Origin of the sequence: Hymenobacter aerophilus DSM 13606 (genome assembly GCF_000382225.1) — a bacterium.
In the GTDB taxonomy this organism is placed as follows: domain Bacteria; phylum Bacteroidota; class Bacteroidia; order Cytophagales; family Hymenobacteraceae; genus Hymenobacter; species Hymenobacter aerophilus.
Genome location: NZ_KB907801.1, coordinates 18,165 through 33,637, shown reverse-complemented (window position 1 = coordinate 33,637; position 15,473 = coordinate 18,165). Strand labels below are relative to the sequence as shown.

Genomic DNA, 15,473 nt, shown 5'->3' with positions numbered 1-15,473 from the left:
TTCGGGGTTGCCCATTGTTACTTTAAGATCGGGGGTAATTTGGGTTCTTTCTTTCAGACTGCCTAACCTGCCTTCTACGGCTGGTTGAGCAATTGGCTTCGCACCTCCATGAGCGCGAAACCCAGCAAATTGAGGCCGCGCCACTCTTTAGGATGAGCAGCATGGGGGCTTTCCTGGGCCAGCCCAATGCCCCAGATAGCATCTACAGGACTGGCTTCTACCAGCACCCGGTTACTGGTGCCGAGCAGGAACTCCCGCAGTTCCGGGTGCTGGTAGAATTTGGCCACGTTGCCGCGCACTACAACGTCGAAACGGGCCGCTTGCCACCGGGCCTCCTCAAAGGGTGTGATGCGGCGGCCCAGCTTTTTAGCCTCGTTGGGGTGGACTGCCTTTAGGATGGCTTGGCGGGTGGTTTCGTCGCTGAATAACCGGGCTTTTTCGGCCATCATGTAGTGTTCGGCCGTCGGATACATGTTGCCGTCGATGGTAAAGGCAGCCGGGTACCACTGGCTGAAGCACTCCTTCCCCACGCGGCTTTTGTTGGCCGGCGTGTGCCCCCAAAAATAAAGGTATTTAGCTGTCTCCCCGGCTTCCAAGTGGCGCAACAGGGCTTCAACGGAACGAATGGACAGGAGCGCGGCAGCCATAAAGGAGCAGTAGGAAAAGGATAAGGTTGGCAGCGCCCGACAAGCCGGCAACTGCCCAAAGCTAAACCCAAACCCGCAAACCACAGTACACTTTAGCAACTCTCCCCCACCCCCACTTAACCAGCAACCCCTTATGGCTACCGACCCCAACGACCGCCCCGTGCGCGTCATCAACGATGATACTTCGCAGCAGGAAATGGAAGCCGGCCACATCGTGCCCGGCGCCGACCCGCCCAAGAACGAGGATGCCCGCGGCGGCTTCGGCAACCGCGAAGGCAAGCAGGGCTACGGCACCGACAGCTCCGACGGTATCACGGCCGTGTCCATGAACCAGAACGAGGATAAAACGGCCCCGCCGCGCGACAACATGCGCACCACTGAGGAAGGTCGCCCCGACCGCCCCAACCAGGATATGCCGGCCCGCAAGCTCACGCAGGAGCCCCGCCGCCCCGTAGATGAACTCGACGCCGACGACGCCCGCCGCGGCCCCGACGAGATGGAAGACCCCGACTCGCGTGTGGGCATGGGCCAGATGGAGACCAACCCGCCTTCCAACGCCAAGCTCGCCCGCGAAGGCACCAACGCCGACCTCACCGACTACGAGGCCAAAGACACAGCCATCGACCAGTAGGCTTACCCGTCTATTGCCAGATCCCTTTCTGTCAACGGCTTACATTCATAATTAAAAAGCTGACAGCCCGCGGCTGATAGCTATATGTTAACCTCAAAACCCGCCTTATCATGTCTGATAAAAGCAACCAACAGTCGCCCGAGCATAGTGGCGACCCGGCTGGCCAGGGCCAGCGCAAGTCCGACCCCAACAGCAAACCGCTGGCTATTGATGATAACCAGAAGGAGCTGGCCGACGAGTACACTGAGGATGGGCTGGACGAGATTCCGCCCCACCTGCGCAACAACCCCAACCGCAACTACGACAAGCCCGATATCGACAAGCCGGCTTACAGCTAAGCCGCTTACCGTGCGCCGCTGAATACCAAACGAGCACTCACGCAATTGGGTGCTCGTTTAGCTTTAGGCGGTTTCTTGCCGTTGCGTTTGGGCATAAACCTTCCTATTGACCCGTACCTGCTGTTCAGCCGAAAAGCGAACAGCTAATGGCTATCCGCTAAAAGCTTAAAATATGGCCCGCTACGCCCTTACCGACATCCACGGCTGCCTGCTGACACTACGCGAGCTGCTGGAAAAACGCCTGGCGCTACGCCCCGCCGACGAGCTGTACTTCTTGGGCGACTACGTGAACAAGGGCCCCGACAGCCGCGGCGTGCTCGATTACCTGATGGCGCTGCCCGCGCAGGGCTACCGGGTAGTGTGCCTGCGCGGCAATCACGACCAGGAGTTGCTCGATGCCGCCGAAGGCCGCGCCGACCAAGCCTGGCTCACCGACCAGGAGCGCCTCCTGACGCTGCGCAGCTTCTGCATCAGCCGCCCCCAGGAGCTCCCCGCGCAGTACCTGCGCTGGCTGCGCGACCTGCCCCACCAGCTCGATATTGCAGGCTGGACGCTGGTGCATGCCGGCTACGACTTCCGCCAGCCCGCCGCCGACATGCGCCGCGACTGGCACACCATGCTAAACACCAAGGAGTTTGTGTTTGATGCCGCGCGCCTCGAAGGCCGCCGGCTGGTGCACGGCCACGTGCCCACACCCTACGCCGAAGTGCAGCGCCGCCTGGCCACGCAGCCCGGCGCCGTCTGCCTCGATACGGGCGCCGTGTACCGCCACAACCCCGAGTTGCGCCATCTGGCCGCCTTCAACCTCGACACCGACGAGCTGACCCTGCAGCCCAACATCGAGCCCGACTACCCGATTGCGAAGCGGTAAGGCCCTTTTTATCCCGGGCACGCAGCCGGCTGGTTGGCCGCCGTTAGTCTTTCAGCACGCGGGAGCGGAGCACGCGGCGGGCCGCCTCCTGGTAGGGGTTGCGGGGGTCGTTGGACACGGCGCGCAGGGTGTTGCGGGCGGCCGTAGTCTGCTGGTTGCGCCAGTAGGCCATGCCCAGATGGTAGCGCGCCCGCCCTGCCAGCGGCGAGCCGGGCTGCGTGGCCACCCGCCGCAGAAACGGCTGGGCCGCCTGAATCTGCTCGGGCTCGTTCTGGCTCAGCAGGAAAATACCGTTGTAGTAAGTCAGTGTATCTTGGCCAATGGCGCTGGTCGGGATGCGGCGCAGCGCCTGCAGCGCCGGCGGAAACTCGCCCTCGCGGTAGTGGCGCATAGCCTCGGCCAGCAGCGGGCGCTGGGTTTCGCGCACCACCGAATCGGGCAGGGCGGCTTCGGGCTGGTAGTAGCGCTTCCAGGTGGTGGCGGCCGAAGGCGCAGTGGGGCGCCACAGCAGCCATAAGCCCAGCAGCGCCAGCACGGCGGCCGCCACGCCCACGCCCCAGCGGCTCTGCTGCTGGCGCTGGCGCCGCCGCACCCGCGAAAGGGCCTCCTGGCGCTGGTCGAGGCGGCGGTCGAGGGCCAGCAGGCGCTGGTACAGGGTTTCGTGGCCCGCTACCCAACGTAGGTCGGCCGTGAGCTGCTCGTACTGCTGGTAAGCCTGATAGAGGGCCGGGTCGGTTTCGAGCCGGGCTTCGAAGGCTTCCTGCTCGGCGGCGCTCAGCTGGCCATCGGCAAAGCGTTCCAGCTCTTCCAGGTAAGGGCGCAGGTCGGGGGCAGACAGAGGCATACGGGCAAAAAAAGCGGCGGGCTAATGAAACGGAAGCGGGACCCGCCGCAGCGAAGCTACGCAGAAGCCCGGTGCGAGGGCACTGACGAGGGGCTAGGCGGCCGTGGCGGCGCGCAGGCGCAGCTCGTAGAGCTTGCGCAGGCAGCTCGATTTCTGCATCCGGGCCACGTTGGCGTTGGCGAAACCCATCTTGCCGGCCATTTTCTCGAAGTGGTAGCCCCGGAAATAAAAATACATCAGCATTTTCTGGCAGTCGAGGCCCATCGTGCGGAACAGGGCCAGCAAGCGCTGGCGCCGGCCGTCTTCGAGAGCCGGCAGCTGGGCGGTGGTGCGGGCGGCGCGCACCTGCTCATCGGCCAGGCCGTACACATAGGCGCGCACATTGTCGGGCACTTTGGTGAGGCGGCCATCGGCTACCTGGTCGTAGAACTCGACCAGCACGGTGCGCAACAGCTCGTGGGCGGACACGGGCTCCAGCTGGTGCTGCCGCCGCGCCCAGCGCGCAAACAGCGTCCGGTTCTGCTCATAAAACTGCACCAGAAACGACTGGTTGCCCACCCGAAGACTGGTCAGGACCTCGGCAAGCTGCTGGGGTGTTTCCATAGAAAGGACAAGATAGGGAAAGGTGAGATAGTGAGATGGTGAAATGGTGAGTTTGACGTTCCAATAGCCTGTCGGCGCAAACGGCGCAACCAGGTTTCAGGAACGTCAAACTCACCATTTCACTATCTCACTATCTCACCTTTAGCCTTACCTTTGAAGATATGGAAACTCAAGCCCGCGTCCTCGCCCCCGATACTGCCGTTTTCGACCTCATCAAGCAGGAGAAAGCCCGCCAAACCCACGGCATTGAACTCATTGCCTCCGAAAACTACGTGTCGGAGCAGGTCATGCGGGCCCAGGGCTCCATCCTGACCAATAAGTACGCCGAGGGCCTGCCCGGCAAGCGCTACTACGGCGGCTGCGAAGTGGTGGACCAGATTGAGCAACTGGCCATTGACCGCGCCAAGGAGCTGTTTGGCGTGCAGTGGGTGAACGTGCAGCCGCACTCCGGCGCCCAGGCCAACGCCGCCGTGATGCTGGCCATCCTCAACCCCGGCGACAAAATTCTGGGCTTCGATTTGAGCCACGGCGGCCACCTCACGCACGGCTCGCCGGTCAACTTCTCGGGCAAACTCTACCAGCCCAGCTTTTATGGCGTCGAGAAGGAAACCGGCCTGATTGACTTCCAGAAAGTGAAGGATACGGCCCGCCGCGAAAAGCCCAAGCTCATCATCTGCGGGGCCTCGGCCTACTCGCGCGACTGGGACTACCAGGCCCTGCGCGAAGCCGCCGACGAAGTGGGCGCCCTGCTGCTGGCCGACATTTCGCACCCCTCGGGTCTGATTGCCAAGGGCTTGCTCAACAACCCCTTCGAGCACTGCCACATCGTAACCACCACCACCCACAAAACCCTGCGCGGCCCCCGCGGCGGCCTGATTATGATGGGCCGCGACTTCGAAAACCCCTTCGGCCTGAAAACCCCCAAGGGCGAAACCCGCCTGATGTCGGCGCTGCTCGACTCGGGCGTGTTTCCCGGCACCCAGGGCGGCCCGCTCGAACACGTGATTGGCGCCAAGGCCGTGGCGTTCGGCGAGGCCCTCACCGATACGTATGCCGACTACACCCGCCAGGTAGTAGCCAACGCCCAGGCGCTGGCCGGCGCGTTTGTGGAGCGCGGCTACGAGCTGATTTCGGGCGGCACCGACAACCACCTGATGCTGATTGACTTGCGCAGCAAGGGCCTGACCGGCAAGCTGGCCGAAAACACGCTCGTGAAGGCCGACATCACCATCAATAAAAACATGGTGCCCTTCGATGATAAGTCGCCCTTCGTGACGTCGGGCATGCGCATTGGCTCGGCCGCCGTCACCACCCGTGGCCTCACCGAGCCCGACATGGTGCGCATCGTGGAGTTTATTGACGAGGCCCTGACCAACAACGCCGACGACGCCCGTTTGGCCAAAGTGCGCGGCGAAATCAACGAGTGGATGGAGCAGTACCCGCTTTTCGCCTAAGCCGAGGAGGGATACTGAGTGAGCGGCTCGGTAAAGGAGTGCGTTGCCCGAATCAGCCTGATAAACCCCAACTGCCTGTAATTTCGTTTGTCCTCACTCCTGCGCTGAGTTTCTCACTCGCCAAGCCGCTCATTCACTCATCCACCGATTCACTCCTTCTCCCAAGTGTCTGCAACTCAACCCATGCTGGGCGACCAGCAGGAAATGTCGTTTATCGACCACCTGGAGGCGCTGCGCTGGCACGTTATCCGGGCGGCCATTGCCGTGGTGGTTTTTTCGCTCGGCGCCTTTTTTGCCAAAGATTTCCTGTTCCACGACCTGATGCTGGGCCCCTCGCGGCCCGACTTCTGGACCTACCAGATGTCGTGCAAGCTGGCTGCGCTGCTGCACGCGCCGGGTTTGTGCATCGATAAAATCGGGTTCGTGATTCAGAACCGAGAGATGAGCGGGCAGCTGACTATGCACATCAGCACGAGCTTTATTGTGGGGCTGGTGCTGGGCTTTCCGTATCTGTTCTGGGAACTGTGGCGCTTTATCGAGCCGGGCCTGTATCCGCACGAGCGGCAAAACTCGCGCGGCGCGGTGTTTTTCGTGTCGGTGCTGTTTATTGCGGGCCTGCTGTTCGGCTACTACATTGCCGCGCCCATGAGCATCCAGTTCCTAGCCGGCTACGTGGTGGACGCCAGCATCGAGAACCAGATTGACATGCAGAGCTACCTGAGCACGCTCACGACCATGAGCCTGTCGTGCGCCTTCGTGTTCGAGTTGCCGATGATTGTGTTCTTCCTGGCCAAAGCGGGCCTGATTACGCCCGACATCATGCGCGTATACCGCAAGCATGCCATTGTGGTGGTGCTCGTTATTGCCGCCATTATCACGCCGCCCGAAGTCACCTCGCAAATCATCGTCACCATCCCCATCATTCTGCTCTACGAGCTGAGCATCAACATTGCCCGCGTGGTAACGCGCAACCGCACCGCCGCCCTCAACGCCCAACTGGCCGAAAACCAGGGCGTGGCGGAATAACATTTGAGCTTCAAGCGGCAAGCTACAGGCTTCAAGCTGATGTTGAACGTCAGCTTGAAGCCTGTAGCTTGCCGCTTGAAGCTCCCTTAAAGACCCATTCTATGAAACTAGCCATCGGCTCCGACCACGCGGGCTTCGACTACAAGCAAATGCTGCTGCAGTGGCTGCGCGACAACGGCTACGAGGTGCAGGATTTCGGCACCCACTCGACCGACTCGGTGGATTACCCCGATTATGTACACCCGCTGGCTACGGCCGTGGAAAGTGGCGAGTTTGAGCTGGGCCTGCTGCTGTGCGGCTCGGCCAACGGTGTGTGCATCACGGCCAACAAGCACCAGGGCATTCGGGCGGCCATTGCCTGGGAACCCGAGCTGGCCACGCTGGCCCGCCAGCACAACAACGCCAACGTTATCTGCATCCCGGCCCGTTTCGTGAGCGAGGAAACCGCCCGCGCCATTGCCAGCCAGTTCCTCAACACCGCCTTCGAAGGCGGCCGCCACCAAAACCGAGTGGATAAGATTGCCTGTTAGGCGATTTGGCGAAAAAGAACGGTCATTCTGAGCGGAGCGAAGAATCTCGCGTGCAATGGTAACTCCTATCGTAGGATTACTGTGGCACGCGAGATTCTTCGCTCCGCTCAGAATGACCGTTCTTTTTCGCCAAATCACCAAATCACCTTTCAAAGCCGCTCGAAGTGGCTCGCGACGACGTGCAGGCCGGCGGGGGTGCAGAGGCCGCGCACGTAGGGCGCGAAAATGTTGCGGTACACCACCGACACATCGAGCTGGTCGGGCGGGAAAAGCTCCTCGTTGAGCACTAGGCTGAACTGCGCCAGGATGATGTGGGCAATCAGGCGGGCGTCGAGGTTGGCGCGGAACTGGCCCTGGCTGATGCCGCCCTGCAACAGGCGCACCAGCAGCGCCCCCGTATAGCCGCTCAGATGGTCGCTGATGAGCTGCCACGAACGCGGGTACTGCGTGCGCATGATATGGTAGTCGTAGTTGGGGGCCTGGCGCAGCTCGTTGAGGCTGTAGCGCAGCAGCCCCACCAGGCATTCGGCGGGCGTATCGAGGTTGGCGAACAGTTCGGCGTGCTCCTCGCGCTGGCGAACCAGGTTGTGCTCCGTAATGGCAAAAAGCAGGTTTTCCTTCGAGCCGAAGAGTTGTCGAAACTCCGCGGGCGTACAGTCGAGCGCGGCGGCCAGCTGCTCCTCGTGGGGCAGCCGCACGCCTACCTGCCGAAAGAGCAGGGCGGCACGATCAAGAAGTTGCTGGCGTACAAGTTGCTCCATATCAGCTAAATGAAAGCGGCGAAAAAGGAAATCAGCGGCGCCGCTTTCCGTCAGAGCAACATGCCCAGGCCGAAGAAAAACAGCAGCTGCACCAGGTAAACGAACGGCGCCAGCGCATTACGTTTGCTGAACTCGACCCGGTTGAAATACACCTGAAAAATCAGGCTCACCACAAACCAGCCCTTGAAGTTGAGCAGCGGAATAACATCGTACTGCCAGCTCCAGAAGTCGTACTGCACGGCCACCGGCTCGATACAAATATCAAGCCCAACCATCAGCAGCGCCGCCACTACGGCCCGCAAAAAGCCCGGTAGCGGCAGGTAGGTGGCCAGAATGCCGGCCGAGTAGGTTACAATCACCCAGTTGACGCCGATGAGCAGGGGCACCTCCAGCCACTTGATGCCCAGCGAGGCGCCGTACTGGTAGTGCCCGAACAGCAGCCCGGTGCGCACGCCCACTACTTCCACAAAAAAGCCCATCAGGGCGATAACGGCGCAAAAGCTCCAGAACGCCGGCGTGCGCCGGGGCTGAAAAGCCAGCAGCAGCCCTACGGTGAGCAGCAGCGTCAGGGGCATGAAGCGCAGGAAGAAGCCGGGGCTCTCGGAAAACGCCAGCCCCACAAAGCCCGTGACGTGGAACAGCAGCAGCACGCCCTGGGCCCAGCGCAACCGCCGCTGCTGCCGCTCGGCGCGGGTAGTTGCCGCCGGGGCCGCCACGGAAGGATGTTGGGTTGGTTCGGGCATATATTTTCGAATTAAAAACTAAAAGTAGAAAACCAGCGGGGTGCTTTCCAACACCTCATCAAGAGCGAAGTGCGCACCGAACACGTATTTCCAGCCTTCCGCTTTTACTTTTCAATCAAGTCAGAAACAATGTTGGCCGAGAGCAGGCAAAGCGGGATTCCGCCGCCGGGATGCACCGAGCCTCCGCAAAAGTACAGCCCTTTCAGTCGGCGCGAAAAATTGGGGTGGCGCAGGAAAGCGGCCAGCGCGTTGTTGCTGGAGCTGCCGTACAGCGCCCCGCCAAACGACGACGTGCGGGCCGCAATGCCCGGCGGGTCCCAGACGTGCTCGGCCCGAATAAGCGGCCCGATATCGGTGCCCAGGGCCTGGCCCACGCGGCGGAGCACCGCGGCGCGGGTCTGGGCTATCAGGGCCGGCCAGTCCTGGCCCTGGTCGTGGGGTACGTTCACCATCACAAACCAGTTTTCGTGGCCCGCGGGCGCATCGGTGGGCGTGTGGCCGCTGGTGATGTTGACGTACACCGTGGGGTCGGCGCTGACGGTTTTATCCTGAAAGATGGCCTCAAACTCGCGCTGGTAATCCTCGGAAAAGAAGATGTTGTGCACGCCCAGCTCGGGAAAGCGCCGGGCCACGCCCCAGTAAAAAATCAGGGCCGACGACGAGCGGGGCTGGCTGAGCGTGCGCTCAGGCGCGGGCTGCGTGGGCAGCAGGTGGCGGTAGGTGGGCACCACATCCATGTTGCTCACCACCTGCCCGAACGGGTACGTCTGCTGGTCGGTACGCAGGCCGGTTACGTGGCCATTTTCCACCAGGATTTCGCGCACCGGCTCATTGTAGCGGAACTCCACGCCCAGTTCCTCGGCCAGCCGCACAAGGCTTTGGGCAATGGCGTGGATGCCGCCTTCGGGGTAAAAAGCCCCGATGCCGTGCTCCAGGTGCGGAATCATGCTTAGCGTGGCCGGGGCCTGGTAGGGGTCGGAGCCGTTGTAGGTGGCAAAACGGTCGAAGAGCTGCACCAGCCGCGGGTCGTGGGGGAAGGCGGCTTCGTGGCGCTGGTGCATGGTGCTGGTGAGGCCCAACTGAGGCAGCGCGGCCAGAGCCCTCAGCACCTTGGGGCTGAGGTAGGTGCCGGCCTTGTGCAGGCTTTTCTGCAGAAACGTGCCCGCCGTGGCATCGTAGGCCCGCCCACTGCGGGCCAGAAAGGCGCGCACGTCGGCGGCCGGCACGTTTAGCTTGGCTTCTACTTCGCGGGCAAACCTGTCCGCGTCGGCCCAGGCCGTGAGGCGGGTGCCGTCGGCGAAGAAGTACTGGGTAATCGGGTCGAGGCGCTGGTAGCGGAAGTAATCGGCCGGATTGCGGCCGGCCAGCCGGAACAACTCATCGACGAGATGCGGCAGCGTGAACAGCGAGGGGCCACCATCAAAACGGTAGCCGCCGGGCAGCTCCAGCTGGTGCATTTTGCCGCCGAAGCTTTCCTGGGCCTCGAACACCACCACCCGGTGGCCCCGCACCGCCAGCCGCACGGCCGTAGCAATACCGCCGATGCCGGCCCCGATAATGGCAGTTGTTTGCATGTTTTTTGAGCTGTTAGCTGAGAGCTTTTAGCTTTTTTTGTGCTGACGGAATAGACAACCCTACCCGGCAAAGTAGCCGGAGCAGATTGCCTAAAGGGAATCCAACTGCAAACCCGCCACCAACCATTCGGTTTGAGTTAAACAACTCCCCGCCGAAAATCACCGGCAAGCGTCTCGTACTAAACCGCTGCCGTCCAAAAGCTAATAGCTCCCAAAGAACCTACTCCACAGCCAGCACCAGCCCTTTCAGGTAGGCGCCTTCGGGGTGGAAGAGGCTCACGGGGTGGTCGGCGGGCTGAGTGAGGCGGTGCAGGATGCGGGCGGGGCGGCCGGCCTCGATGGCGGCGGCCAGCACCGCGCCCTCGAACAGCTCGGGCGACACTACCTGCGAGCAGCTGAAAGTGAACAGCAACCCGCCGGGCGCAATCTGGCTGATGCCGGCCGCGTTGAGGCGCTTATAGCCCATCAGGGCGTTGTGGCGGGCCGAGAGGTGCTTGGCGAAGGCGGGCGGGTCGAGCACGATAAGGTCGTACTGTTCGTCGCGGTGCTGCTTCATGAAGCTGAACACGTCTTCGGCAAAGGCCTCGTGCTTGTAGGCCAGGCCGGTGAGGGTGGCGTTGCGCTCGGTCAACTCGATGGCCCGCTTGCTGCTGTCGACGGAATGCACCAATTCGGCGCCGGCCTGCAGGGCGTAGGAGCTGAAGCCACCGGTGTAGCAGAACGTGTTGAGCACCCGGCGACCGGGCGCATAGCGGGCCAGCAGGCTGCGGTTGTCGCGCTGGTCGATAAAAAAACCGGTTTTCTGGCCCGTCTCCCAATCCACGGCAAACGGGTGGCCGTTCTCGTGCACGATGTGCTCCTGGCCGCTGCTTTCACCCAGCAGATAGCCGTTCTGGGCACCCGGCGCGGCCTTGGCGGGCACGGTTTCGGCGCTTTTATCATAGATGGCCCGCAGGCCCGGAATAACGGCCTGCAACGCCTTGGCAATCAGTGGGCGCGACTGGTACATGCCCGCGCTGTGCGCCTGCACCACGGCCGTGTCGCCGTACACGTCGATAATCAGGCCCGGCAGGCCGTCGCCCTCGGCGTGGGTGAGGCGGTAGACGTCGGTGTTGCCGGTGCCGGTGAGGCCCAGACCCTGGCGCAGCTGGTAGGCGTTGCGCAGGCGGTTTTCCCAGAACGTGGCGTCGGGCAGCTGCGCATCGGGGCCGAAATCGAGCAGGCGCACGGCAATCGAGCCGGGGGCGTAGTGGCCCACGCCCAGCACCTCGCCGTTGGCCGCCTGCACCGTTACGGGCGTACCCTCGGTCACCTCGCCCTGCATCCGGCCAATGGCGCCCGAAAACACCCAAGGGTGGCGGCGGCGCAAGGATTGGTCTTTTCCGGGTTTGAGCGTGACGATGGCCATATTTCTGAGCTATGAGCTATCAGCGGCTAGCTGGTAGCTTTCGTGTAAGAATTGAATTGGTGTTTCTTCAAAAGAACTGCGCGGCGGCTGGCCGGCAAGCTTTCCTATCGAAACGAAAGCGCAAAGGTACGCCCGCCCACGCCGCCACTCCTACCGAAACGGGTCGATGTAGGCCACCAGCACCGCCAGCGCCGACAGGCCCAGCAGCACGGCCCATACCGGGCCGCCCCAAATCAGCAGGCCAATCAACGAAATCGGCCCTACAATCAGCCCCAGCACACCCAGCACGGTAGTGCCCAGGCCCACTTCGGCCGTCGCCTGCGCGCCGTCAGATGCAGTAGTAGCGCGCCGCGCCGGCTGCCACACCGCCGCATGAGCCGGCCGGCCGGCCGAAGCAAGCCGCTGAATCGGTTGGGGCGTAGCCGGCCGGCGTAGCCGGCGGGCGGGCTGCCGGGCCGGCCGTGTTGCTACTTGTTTTGCTGCTGCCTTCGGCGGCGGCGCAGTGGCCGCACCGGCGACGGTTGCAGGCACTGCGGCCGGCGGCGTGGCAGCCGGCGCGGCCTGGCGGGGCGCAACGGCCACGGTAGTAGCGGGCCGGAACTGGTAGGCCGAGTGGGCGCTGCGGCAGCCGGACGCCGCCGTCAGCAGGGCCGCCGCCACGGAGCAGGAAACGAGCAAACGGCGGAGCGAAGTGGTAGAAAAGGGCATAAGGTTCGGGCTGAGAGGCGGCAAGATACGCGGACCGCCGGACCCTATACGGCAACCCGCCCACTGGCGCTGCCCAGCGGACTCCGGCCCCCCGTTATTCGGCCGCGGGCTGCCCAAACCAGCGCCGGTAAATGGGCCGGCGCCAGGCAAACTGCGCCCACACGGCCGGCCACAGCAGCCGGTCGAGCAGCTGCGAGCCGGTGCGGTACTCCAGGTCTTCCACGATATAGGTGCCACCACCGGGCGCGGGCTGCATCAGGTGGCGGTGCTGCCAGTAGCGCAGCGGCGCGGGCAACTGCTCGCCCTCATCCACGAAGTAGTACACGCCGTTGGCCGTGATGCCGTTGTCGGTGATGAGCGACGTCCAGAGTTGGCGCAGCGGGCCGGCGCCCAGTTCCAGGTGCACCTCGTCGCCGCGCCGGCAGCCATCGAAGCGCAGCAGCAGGAAGGGAGGAAACGGCGGAGCCAGGGCCACAAATAGTTCGCGGGTGAAGCCTTGCCAAACCTCGGCGGGCGCGGCCGCCACGTGGGTACGCAGGTATACGTTCATACTAGCCTAACTCGGCAGGGAGGCGGCGGTTTTGGCGGGTGGGCCGCCGCGGCTAAAATTCCAGCTTCAGGCCCAGGGCCAGCGTGGCATTGGCCGCCGGCCAGCCCGTCCAGGGAGTTTCGCCCGCGGTGCTGGCCGCTTGCTGAGCCTGAGTGGTGGTGGTGGGCAGCAGCCACAGCAGAAATAGTAAACGTAGAAGTAAACGCATAAAAGCAAGAATAGAGAAGGGCGAAAGGCAAGAAAAGCAAGCTTTAGAATGTTACATCGAAGCGCCCTTCCGTCACGCGCAGCGTGTCGCAGCCGGGCTGATAGAGCGTGAAGGCGAAACGACCGGCCGCGATGCGCGCTACCGGGTCGTAGCGCGTGAGCGTTAAAATGCCTTTTTTTGTAAAACTACCGTCGTAGTCGCAACCAGAACCTGTGTATCGTGCGACGAAGCCTACTAGCGTGGAAGGGGGAAAACCTACATCTTTAGGCCGGAGCGGATAAACTTTTTCATCTGTCAGTATGCCAGTTAGAAGCAATCCTATAGTCGCTTCTTCCCCGCTATTTTTAGTATCGGCAGAAATGCCAAGCGTATTAAGAGTAAGCCAATCGCCATGTACTCTATTAATCCCTGAAGCAGTGAAGGGCTTGCCGTTAACCAGGCAGCCGAAGGTGCGGGCGCCGGTGGTCGTCTCGGCGGGCAGCGGCGGGGGCGTTATACGGGTGGGGTAAGCATCTTTCTTTTTGCATTGGCTTAGGCCCAGCAGGGCCGCCAGCAGCAGAGTGGCGTGTTTCATAGTGGGAAGGGAAAGGTGAAAAAACAGAACGGAACTGGGTTTGCTCGGCAGGCAAATCTTGGGAGATTTAAACCAAATCACTATGACGCTAAAAACCAACGGATAATCGGCTTGAATGCCAGAAATGTACAGGCCTTTCAGCAGACGAGCAAGCCCAGGCTGCAACTTATTTTAGTCCTATTTCGCACCTATTATTTCTACTCCTCTTCTACACGCCTCAAATGGCAGAGTACCCGGTTTTACTGGCTAAAGCCAGCGGCTCCAGTTGACTCAAACGCAAACCGGCCCGGCCCGCGTAAAGCGAACCGGGCCGGTTTCAGCAATCAGGCCGGAACTAAAGCTACTTCCTGTCTTTGTCGCGCTTGCTTTGTGCTTCCTTGCTGCCGTTTTCGTTCTTGCCTGGCAGCGTGCCCGCCGCGGCTAAAACTCCAGCTTCAGGCCCAGCGCCAGCGTGGCAATGTCGCGCAGCGAGAGGGCCCTACGGTTCTGGTAGTAGCTGATGGCGTACAGGTCGTTGGTGGCCAGCTCGTAGTAGGCCGTGAGGCGGCGGGTGTGGCCATTGGCGGCAACCGGCAGCATGTAGCTCAGGCTGCTGCCCAGCACCGGCCCTACCCGCATCGTGCTCGACCACCAGTAGTAGTCGTCGGGGTACTGGTCGGGCTTGCCGGGGTTGCGCAGCCCGAAGGTATAGCTGCCATACACGCCCACCGCCAGCGGCTGCAGGGCTAGTCCGGAGCGGCCCAGCGGCAGCTCCCAGGGCGCATATTTCAGCTTGAGCGAGGCAATGGTGAGGGCCGTACCGGCGTGGCGGGCCGGCACGTAGCCGAGCAGCCCGTCGAGGTCGAGGCGCCGGTGGGCGAAGCTCAGGCCACCGCCCGCGCTCAGCATACCCACGCCGCCGCCGGTTTGCAGCAGCAGGTGGCGCGGCCGGTAGCGCACGGGCCCCGATGCCGGCGCGGCCGGGTTTGCGGCGGCCGGGGTTTCGGCAGCCGGGGTTTCGGCAGCCGGGGTTTCGGCGGTGGTGGCTACCACAACGGAATCGGAAGGCCCGGGCCCATTAGGCACAGCAGTAGCGGGCGTACCCGCGGCGGACAGCAGCGCCGCCAGAAGCAGGGAAGCAGCCATCAGAAGGAAATTTGTTTGAGCCGGAACTGCTTGTCGCCCCAAACCGTGACGATGAGGTAGTTGCGCTTCTCGAAGGAGTAGGAGTTGACGTAGGTAACGCCGTCGTTGAAGGGCTGCGTTACGCTGTAGTCGTGGCGGTGGCCGTTCATTTCGAACACCAAATTGGGCGTTTCGCGCAGCGTGGCCGCGTAGGCGTCGCGCAGGCTCGGGTCGAAGTCGTTGTCCTGGGGCGGTACGTGGCTGATGACCACCGTGCGGCGGGCGCCGGCCGGGTCGGCCAGCTGCTGCTGCAGCCAGGGCACATCGGGCACGCGGCCGTTGAAGTTGTACTCGCGGCTGTTGGTGTCAATCAGCACAAACTTGGTGTCGCCGAACACGAAGGAGTAGTTGAGCGGGCCGAAGATTTCCTGGTATGCCTCGCGGCCATTGGCCACCTGGTCGTGGTTGCCGATGACGGTCAGGTAAGGCACCTTCAGCTGGCGCAGCTCATTATCAACCCACTGCATCTCGCGGCCCAGCCCGAAGTCGGAAATGTCGCCGCTCACCAGCATAAACTGGATGCCGGGCTGCTGATTGACGCTGCGCACGAGGTCTTCGGCGTCGTCGTAGAAGCGCTGCGAATCGCCGGTAAACACGAAGCGGAGCGTGTCGCCGGGCGGCAGCGGGGCGGCGGCGAGGCGGGCCAGGTTTTTGGCCGTCAGGTCTTTCTGGTGAGCGGGGGCGCGGTGGTCGTTGGGGCTGAACTCCACCAGCTCGCAGGCGCTCAGCCCGGCGGCCAGCGCCCCGACTAATGCACCCCGCAGCATGGTGGAAGCGGAAAAAGAAAACATGATGCCTGGTAAAGAAATGTACCGCACCGCAAGGCTGTTCCTTGGCCG

19 protein-coding genes are annotated in these 15,473 nt (G+C 62.7%); 6 read left to right on the top strand and 13 right to left on the bottom strand.

All coding sequences use genetic code 11. The annotated features are described in order from the left end of the window. Positions 1–74 precede the first annotated feature (74 nt). A complete protein-coding gene (locus H145_RS0101710) occupies positions 75–647 on the bottom strand; it encodes an NADAR family protein (RefSeq protein WP_019946402.1) in 573 nt (190 codons plus the stop codon). A 133-nt stretch (positions 648–780) separates the two neighbouring features. On the opposite strand from H145_RS0101710, the gene H145_RS0101705 reads away from it, so the two are divergent. The 3 genes from H145_RS0101705 to H145_RS0101695 all read left to right on the top strand — a co-directional run bounded on the left by H145_RS0101705 (position 781) and on the right by H145_RS0101695 (position 2,487). Then, a complete protein-coding gene (locus tag H145_RS0101705) occupies positions 781–1,278 on the top strand; it encodes a hypothetical protein (protein ID WP_019946401.1) in 498 nt (165 codons plus the stop codon). Positions 1,279–1,388: 110 nt separating this feature from the next. Next, positions 1,389–1,616, top strand: a complete 228-nt coding sequence (locus H145_RS0101700) for a hypothetical protein (RefSeq protein WP_019946400.1) — start codon at positions 1,389–1,391, stop codon at positions 1,614–1,616. Positions 1,617–1,788: 172 nt separating this feature from the next. Then, positions 1,789–2,487, top strand: a complete 699-nt coding sequence (locus tag H145_RS0101695; protein ID WP_019946399.1) for a metallophosphoesterase family protein — start codon at positions 1,789–1,791, stop codon at positions 2,485–2,487. A 43-nt stretch (positions 2,488–2,530) separates the two neighbouring features. Here the strand turns inward: H145_RS0101695 and H145_RS0101690 are convergent, their stop codons facing one another. Together H145_RS0101690 and H145_RS0101685 are read right to left on the bottom strand one after the other, a co-directional pair. Next, positions 2,531–3,331, bottom strand: coding sequence for a hypothetical protein (locus H145_RS0101690; RefSeq protein WP_019946398.1), 801 nt, complete (start codon positions 3,329–3,331; stop codon positions 2,531–2,533). A gap of 93 nt (positions 3,332–3,424) precedes the next feature. After that, positions 3,425–3,934: a helix-turn-helix domain-containing protein gene (locus tag H145_RS0101685; RefSeq protein ID WP_019946397.1), complete on the bottom strand. Its 510-nt coding sequence runs from the start codon at positions 3,932–3,934 to the stop codon at positions 3,425–3,427. A 161-nt stretch (positions 3,935–4,095) separates the two neighbouring features. Between H145_RS0101685 and H145_RS0101680 the strand changes: the two genes are divergently transcribed. The 3 genes from H145_RS0101680 to rpiB all read left to right on the top strand — a co-directional run bounded on the left by H145_RS0101680 (position 4,096) and on the right by rpiB (position 6,944). After that, a complete protein-coding gene (locus H145_RS0101680) occupies positions 4,096–5,388 on the top strand; it encodes a serine hydroxymethyltransferase (protein WP_019946396.1) in 1,293 nt (430 codons plus the stop codon). Between the two features lie 165 nt (positions 5,389–5,553). Beyond that, positions 5,554–6,414 carry a twin-arginine translocase subunit TatC gene (gene tatC / locus H145_RS0101675; RefSeq protein ID WP_240471642.1) on the top strand — a complete coding sequence of 287 codons (861 nt, stop codon included), beginning with the start codon at positions 5,554–5,556 and terminating at the stop codon, positions 6,412–6,414. Between the two features lie 101 nt (positions 6,415–6,515). Beyond that, positions 6,516–6,944 carry a ribose 5-phosphate isomerase B gene (gene rpiB, locus H145_RS0101670; protein WP_019946394.1) on the top strand — a complete coding sequence of 143 codons (429 nt, stop codon included), beginning with the start codon at positions 6,516–6,518 and terminating at the stop codon, positions 6,942–6,944. Between the two features lie 149 nt (positions 6,945–7,093). On the opposite strand, the gene H145_RS0101665 is transcribed toward rpiB, so the two are convergent. From H145_RS0101665 to H145_RS0101615, 10 genes are all read right to left on the bottom strand, one after another. Continuing rightward, entirely contained in the window at positions 7,094–7,705 is a 612-nt protein-coding gene (locus tag H145_RS0101665; protein ID WP_157540976.1) for a TetR/AcrR family transcriptional regulator, read from the bottom strand. Between the two features lie 50 nt (positions 7,706–7,755). Then, on the bottom strand, positions 7,756–8,448 hold the full coding sequence (locus tag H145_RS0101655; protein ID WP_083937638.1) for a carotenoid biosynthesis protein: 693 nt from the start codon (positions 8,446–8,448) through the stop codon (positions 7,756–7,758). Positions 8,449–8,552: 104 nt separating this feature from the next. Further along, positions 8,553–10,022 carry a 1-hydroxycarotenoid 3,4-desaturase CrtD gene (gene crtD, locus H145_RS0101650; RefSeq protein WP_019946391.1) on the bottom strand — a complete coding sequence of 490 codons (1,470 nt, stop codon included), beginning with the start codon at positions 10,020–10,022 and terminating at the stop codon, positions 8,553–8,555. A 220-nt stretch (positions 10,023–10,242) separates the two neighbouring features. After that, entirely contained in the window at positions 10,243–11,430 is a 1,188-nt protein-coding gene (locus H145_RS0101645) for a class I SAM-dependent rRNA methyltransferase (protein WP_019946390.1), read from the bottom strand. 150 nt (positions 11,431–11,580) lie between these two features. Beyond that, entirely contained in the window at positions 11,581–12,138 is a 558-nt protein-coding gene (locus H145_RS0101640) for a hypothetical protein (protein ID WP_019946389.1), read from the bottom strand. A 94-nt stretch (positions 12,139–12,232) separates the two neighbouring features. Continuing rightward, entirely contained in the window at positions 12,233–12,688 is a 456-nt protein-coding gene (locus H145_RS0101635; RefSeq protein ID WP_019946388.1) for an SRPBCC family protein, read from the bottom strand. Positions 12,689–12,740: 52 nt separating this feature from the next. After that, positions 12,741–12,896, bottom strand: a complete 156-nt coding sequence (locus H145_RS23865) for a hypothetical protein (RefSeq protein ID WP_019946387.1) — start codon at positions 12,894–12,896, stop codon at positions 12,741–12,743. A gap of 43 nt (positions 12,897–12,939) precedes the next feature. Then, positions 12,940–13,470, bottom strand: a complete 531-nt coding sequence (locus H145_RS0101625) for a hypothetical protein (protein ID WP_019946386.1) — start codon at positions 13,468–13,470, stop codon at positions 12,940–12,942. A gap of 420 nt (positions 13,471–13,890) precedes the next feature. Then, positions 13,891–14,595: a hypothetical protein gene (locus tag H145_RS19490; RefSeq protein ID WP_019946385.1), complete on the bottom strand. Its 705-nt coding sequence runs from the start codon at positions 14,593–14,595 to the stop codon at positions 13,891–13,893. After that, the gene (locus H145_RS0101615; protein WP_019946384.1) at positions 14,595–15,425 is read right to left on the bottom strand and encodes a metallophosphoesterase family protein; all 831 of its coding nucleotides are present in this window, start codon (positions 15,423–15,425) and stop codon (positions 14,595–14,597) included. Before H145_RS0101615 ends, H145_RS19490 begins: the two co-directional genes overlap by 1 nt. Positions 15,426–15,473: the final 48 nt, after the last annotated feature.

What these genes read in the sequence shown, in the direction of transcription:
- H145_RS0101710 (WP_019946402.1), bottom strand. Translation starts at nt 647, where the DNA reads ATGGCTGCCGCGCTCCTGTCCATTCGTTCCGTTGAAGCCCTGTTGCGC.
- H145_RS0101705 (WP_019946401.1), top strand. Translation starts at nt 781, where the DNA reads ATGGCTACCGACCCCAACGACCGCCCCGTGCGCGTCATCAACGATGAT.
- H145_RS0101700 (WP_019946400.1), top strand. Translation starts at nt 1,389, where the DNA reads ATGTCTGATAAAAGCAACCAACAGTCGCCCGAGCATAGTGGCGACCCG.
- H145_RS0101695 (WP_019946399.1), top strand. Translation starts at nt 1,789, where the DNA reads ATGGCCCGCTACGCCCTTACCGACATCCACGGCTGCCTGCTGACACTA.
- H145_RS0101690 (WP_019946398.1), bottom strand. Translation starts at nt 3,331, where the DNA reads ATGCCTCTGTCTGCCCCCGACCTGCGCCCTTACCTGGAAGAGCTGGAA.
- H145_RS0101685 (WP_019946397.1), bottom strand. Translation starts at nt 3,934, where the DNA reads ATGGAAACACCCCAGCAGCTTGCCGAGGTCCTGACCAGTCTTCGGGTG.
- H145_RS0101680 (WP_019946396.1), top strand. Translation starts at nt 4,096, where the DNA reads ATGGAAACTCAAGCCCGCGTCCTCGCCCCCGATACTGCCGTTTTCGAC.
- rpiB (WP_019946394.1), top strand. Translation starts at nt 6,516, where the DNA reads ATGAAACTAGCCATCGGCTCCGACCACGCGGGCTTCGACTACAAGCAA.
- H145_RS0101665 (WP_157540976.1), bottom strand. Translation starts at nt 7,705, where the DNA reads ATGGAGCAACTTGTACGCCAGCAACTTCTTGATCGTGCCGCCCTGCTC.
- H145_RS0101655 (WP_083937638.1), bottom strand. Translation starts at nt 8,448, where the DNA reads ATGCCCGAACCAACCCAACATCCTTCCGTGGCGGCCCCGGCGGCAACT.
- crtD (WP_019946391.1), bottom strand. Translation starts at nt 10,022, where the DNA reads ATGCAAACAACTGCCATTATCGGGGCCGGCATCGGCGGTATTGCTACG.
- H145_RS0101645 (WP_019946390.1), bottom strand. Translation starts at nt 11,430, where the DNA reads ATGGCCATCGTCACGCTCAAACCCGGAAAAGACCAATCCTTGCGCCGC.
- H145_RS0101640 (WP_019946389.1), bottom strand. Translation starts at nt 12,138, where the DNA reads ATGCCCTTTTCTACCACTTCGCTCCGCCGTTTGCTCGTTTCCTGCTCC.
- H145_RS0101635 (WP_019946388.1), bottom strand. Translation starts at nt 12,688, where the DNA reads ATGAACGTATACCTGCGTACCCACGTGGCGGCCGCGCCCGCCGAGGTT.
- H145_RS23865 (WP_019946387.1), bottom strand. Translation starts at nt 12,896, where the DNA reads ATGCGTTTACTTCTACGTTTACTATTTCTGCTGTGGCTGCTGCCCACC.
- H145_RS0101625 (WP_019946386.1), bottom strand. Translation starts at nt 13,470, where the DNA reads ATGAAACACGCCACTCTGCTGCTGGCGGCCCTGCTGGGCCTAAGCCAA.
- H145_RS19490 (WP_019946385.1), bottom strand. Translation starts at nt 14,595, where the DNA reads ATGGCTGCTTCCCTGCTTCTGGCGGCGCTGCTGTCCGCCGCGGGTACG.
- H145_RS0101615 (WP_019946384.1), bottom strand. Translation starts at nt 15,425, where the DNA reads ATGTTTTCTTTTTCCGCTTCCACCATGCTGCGGGGTGCATTAGTCGGG.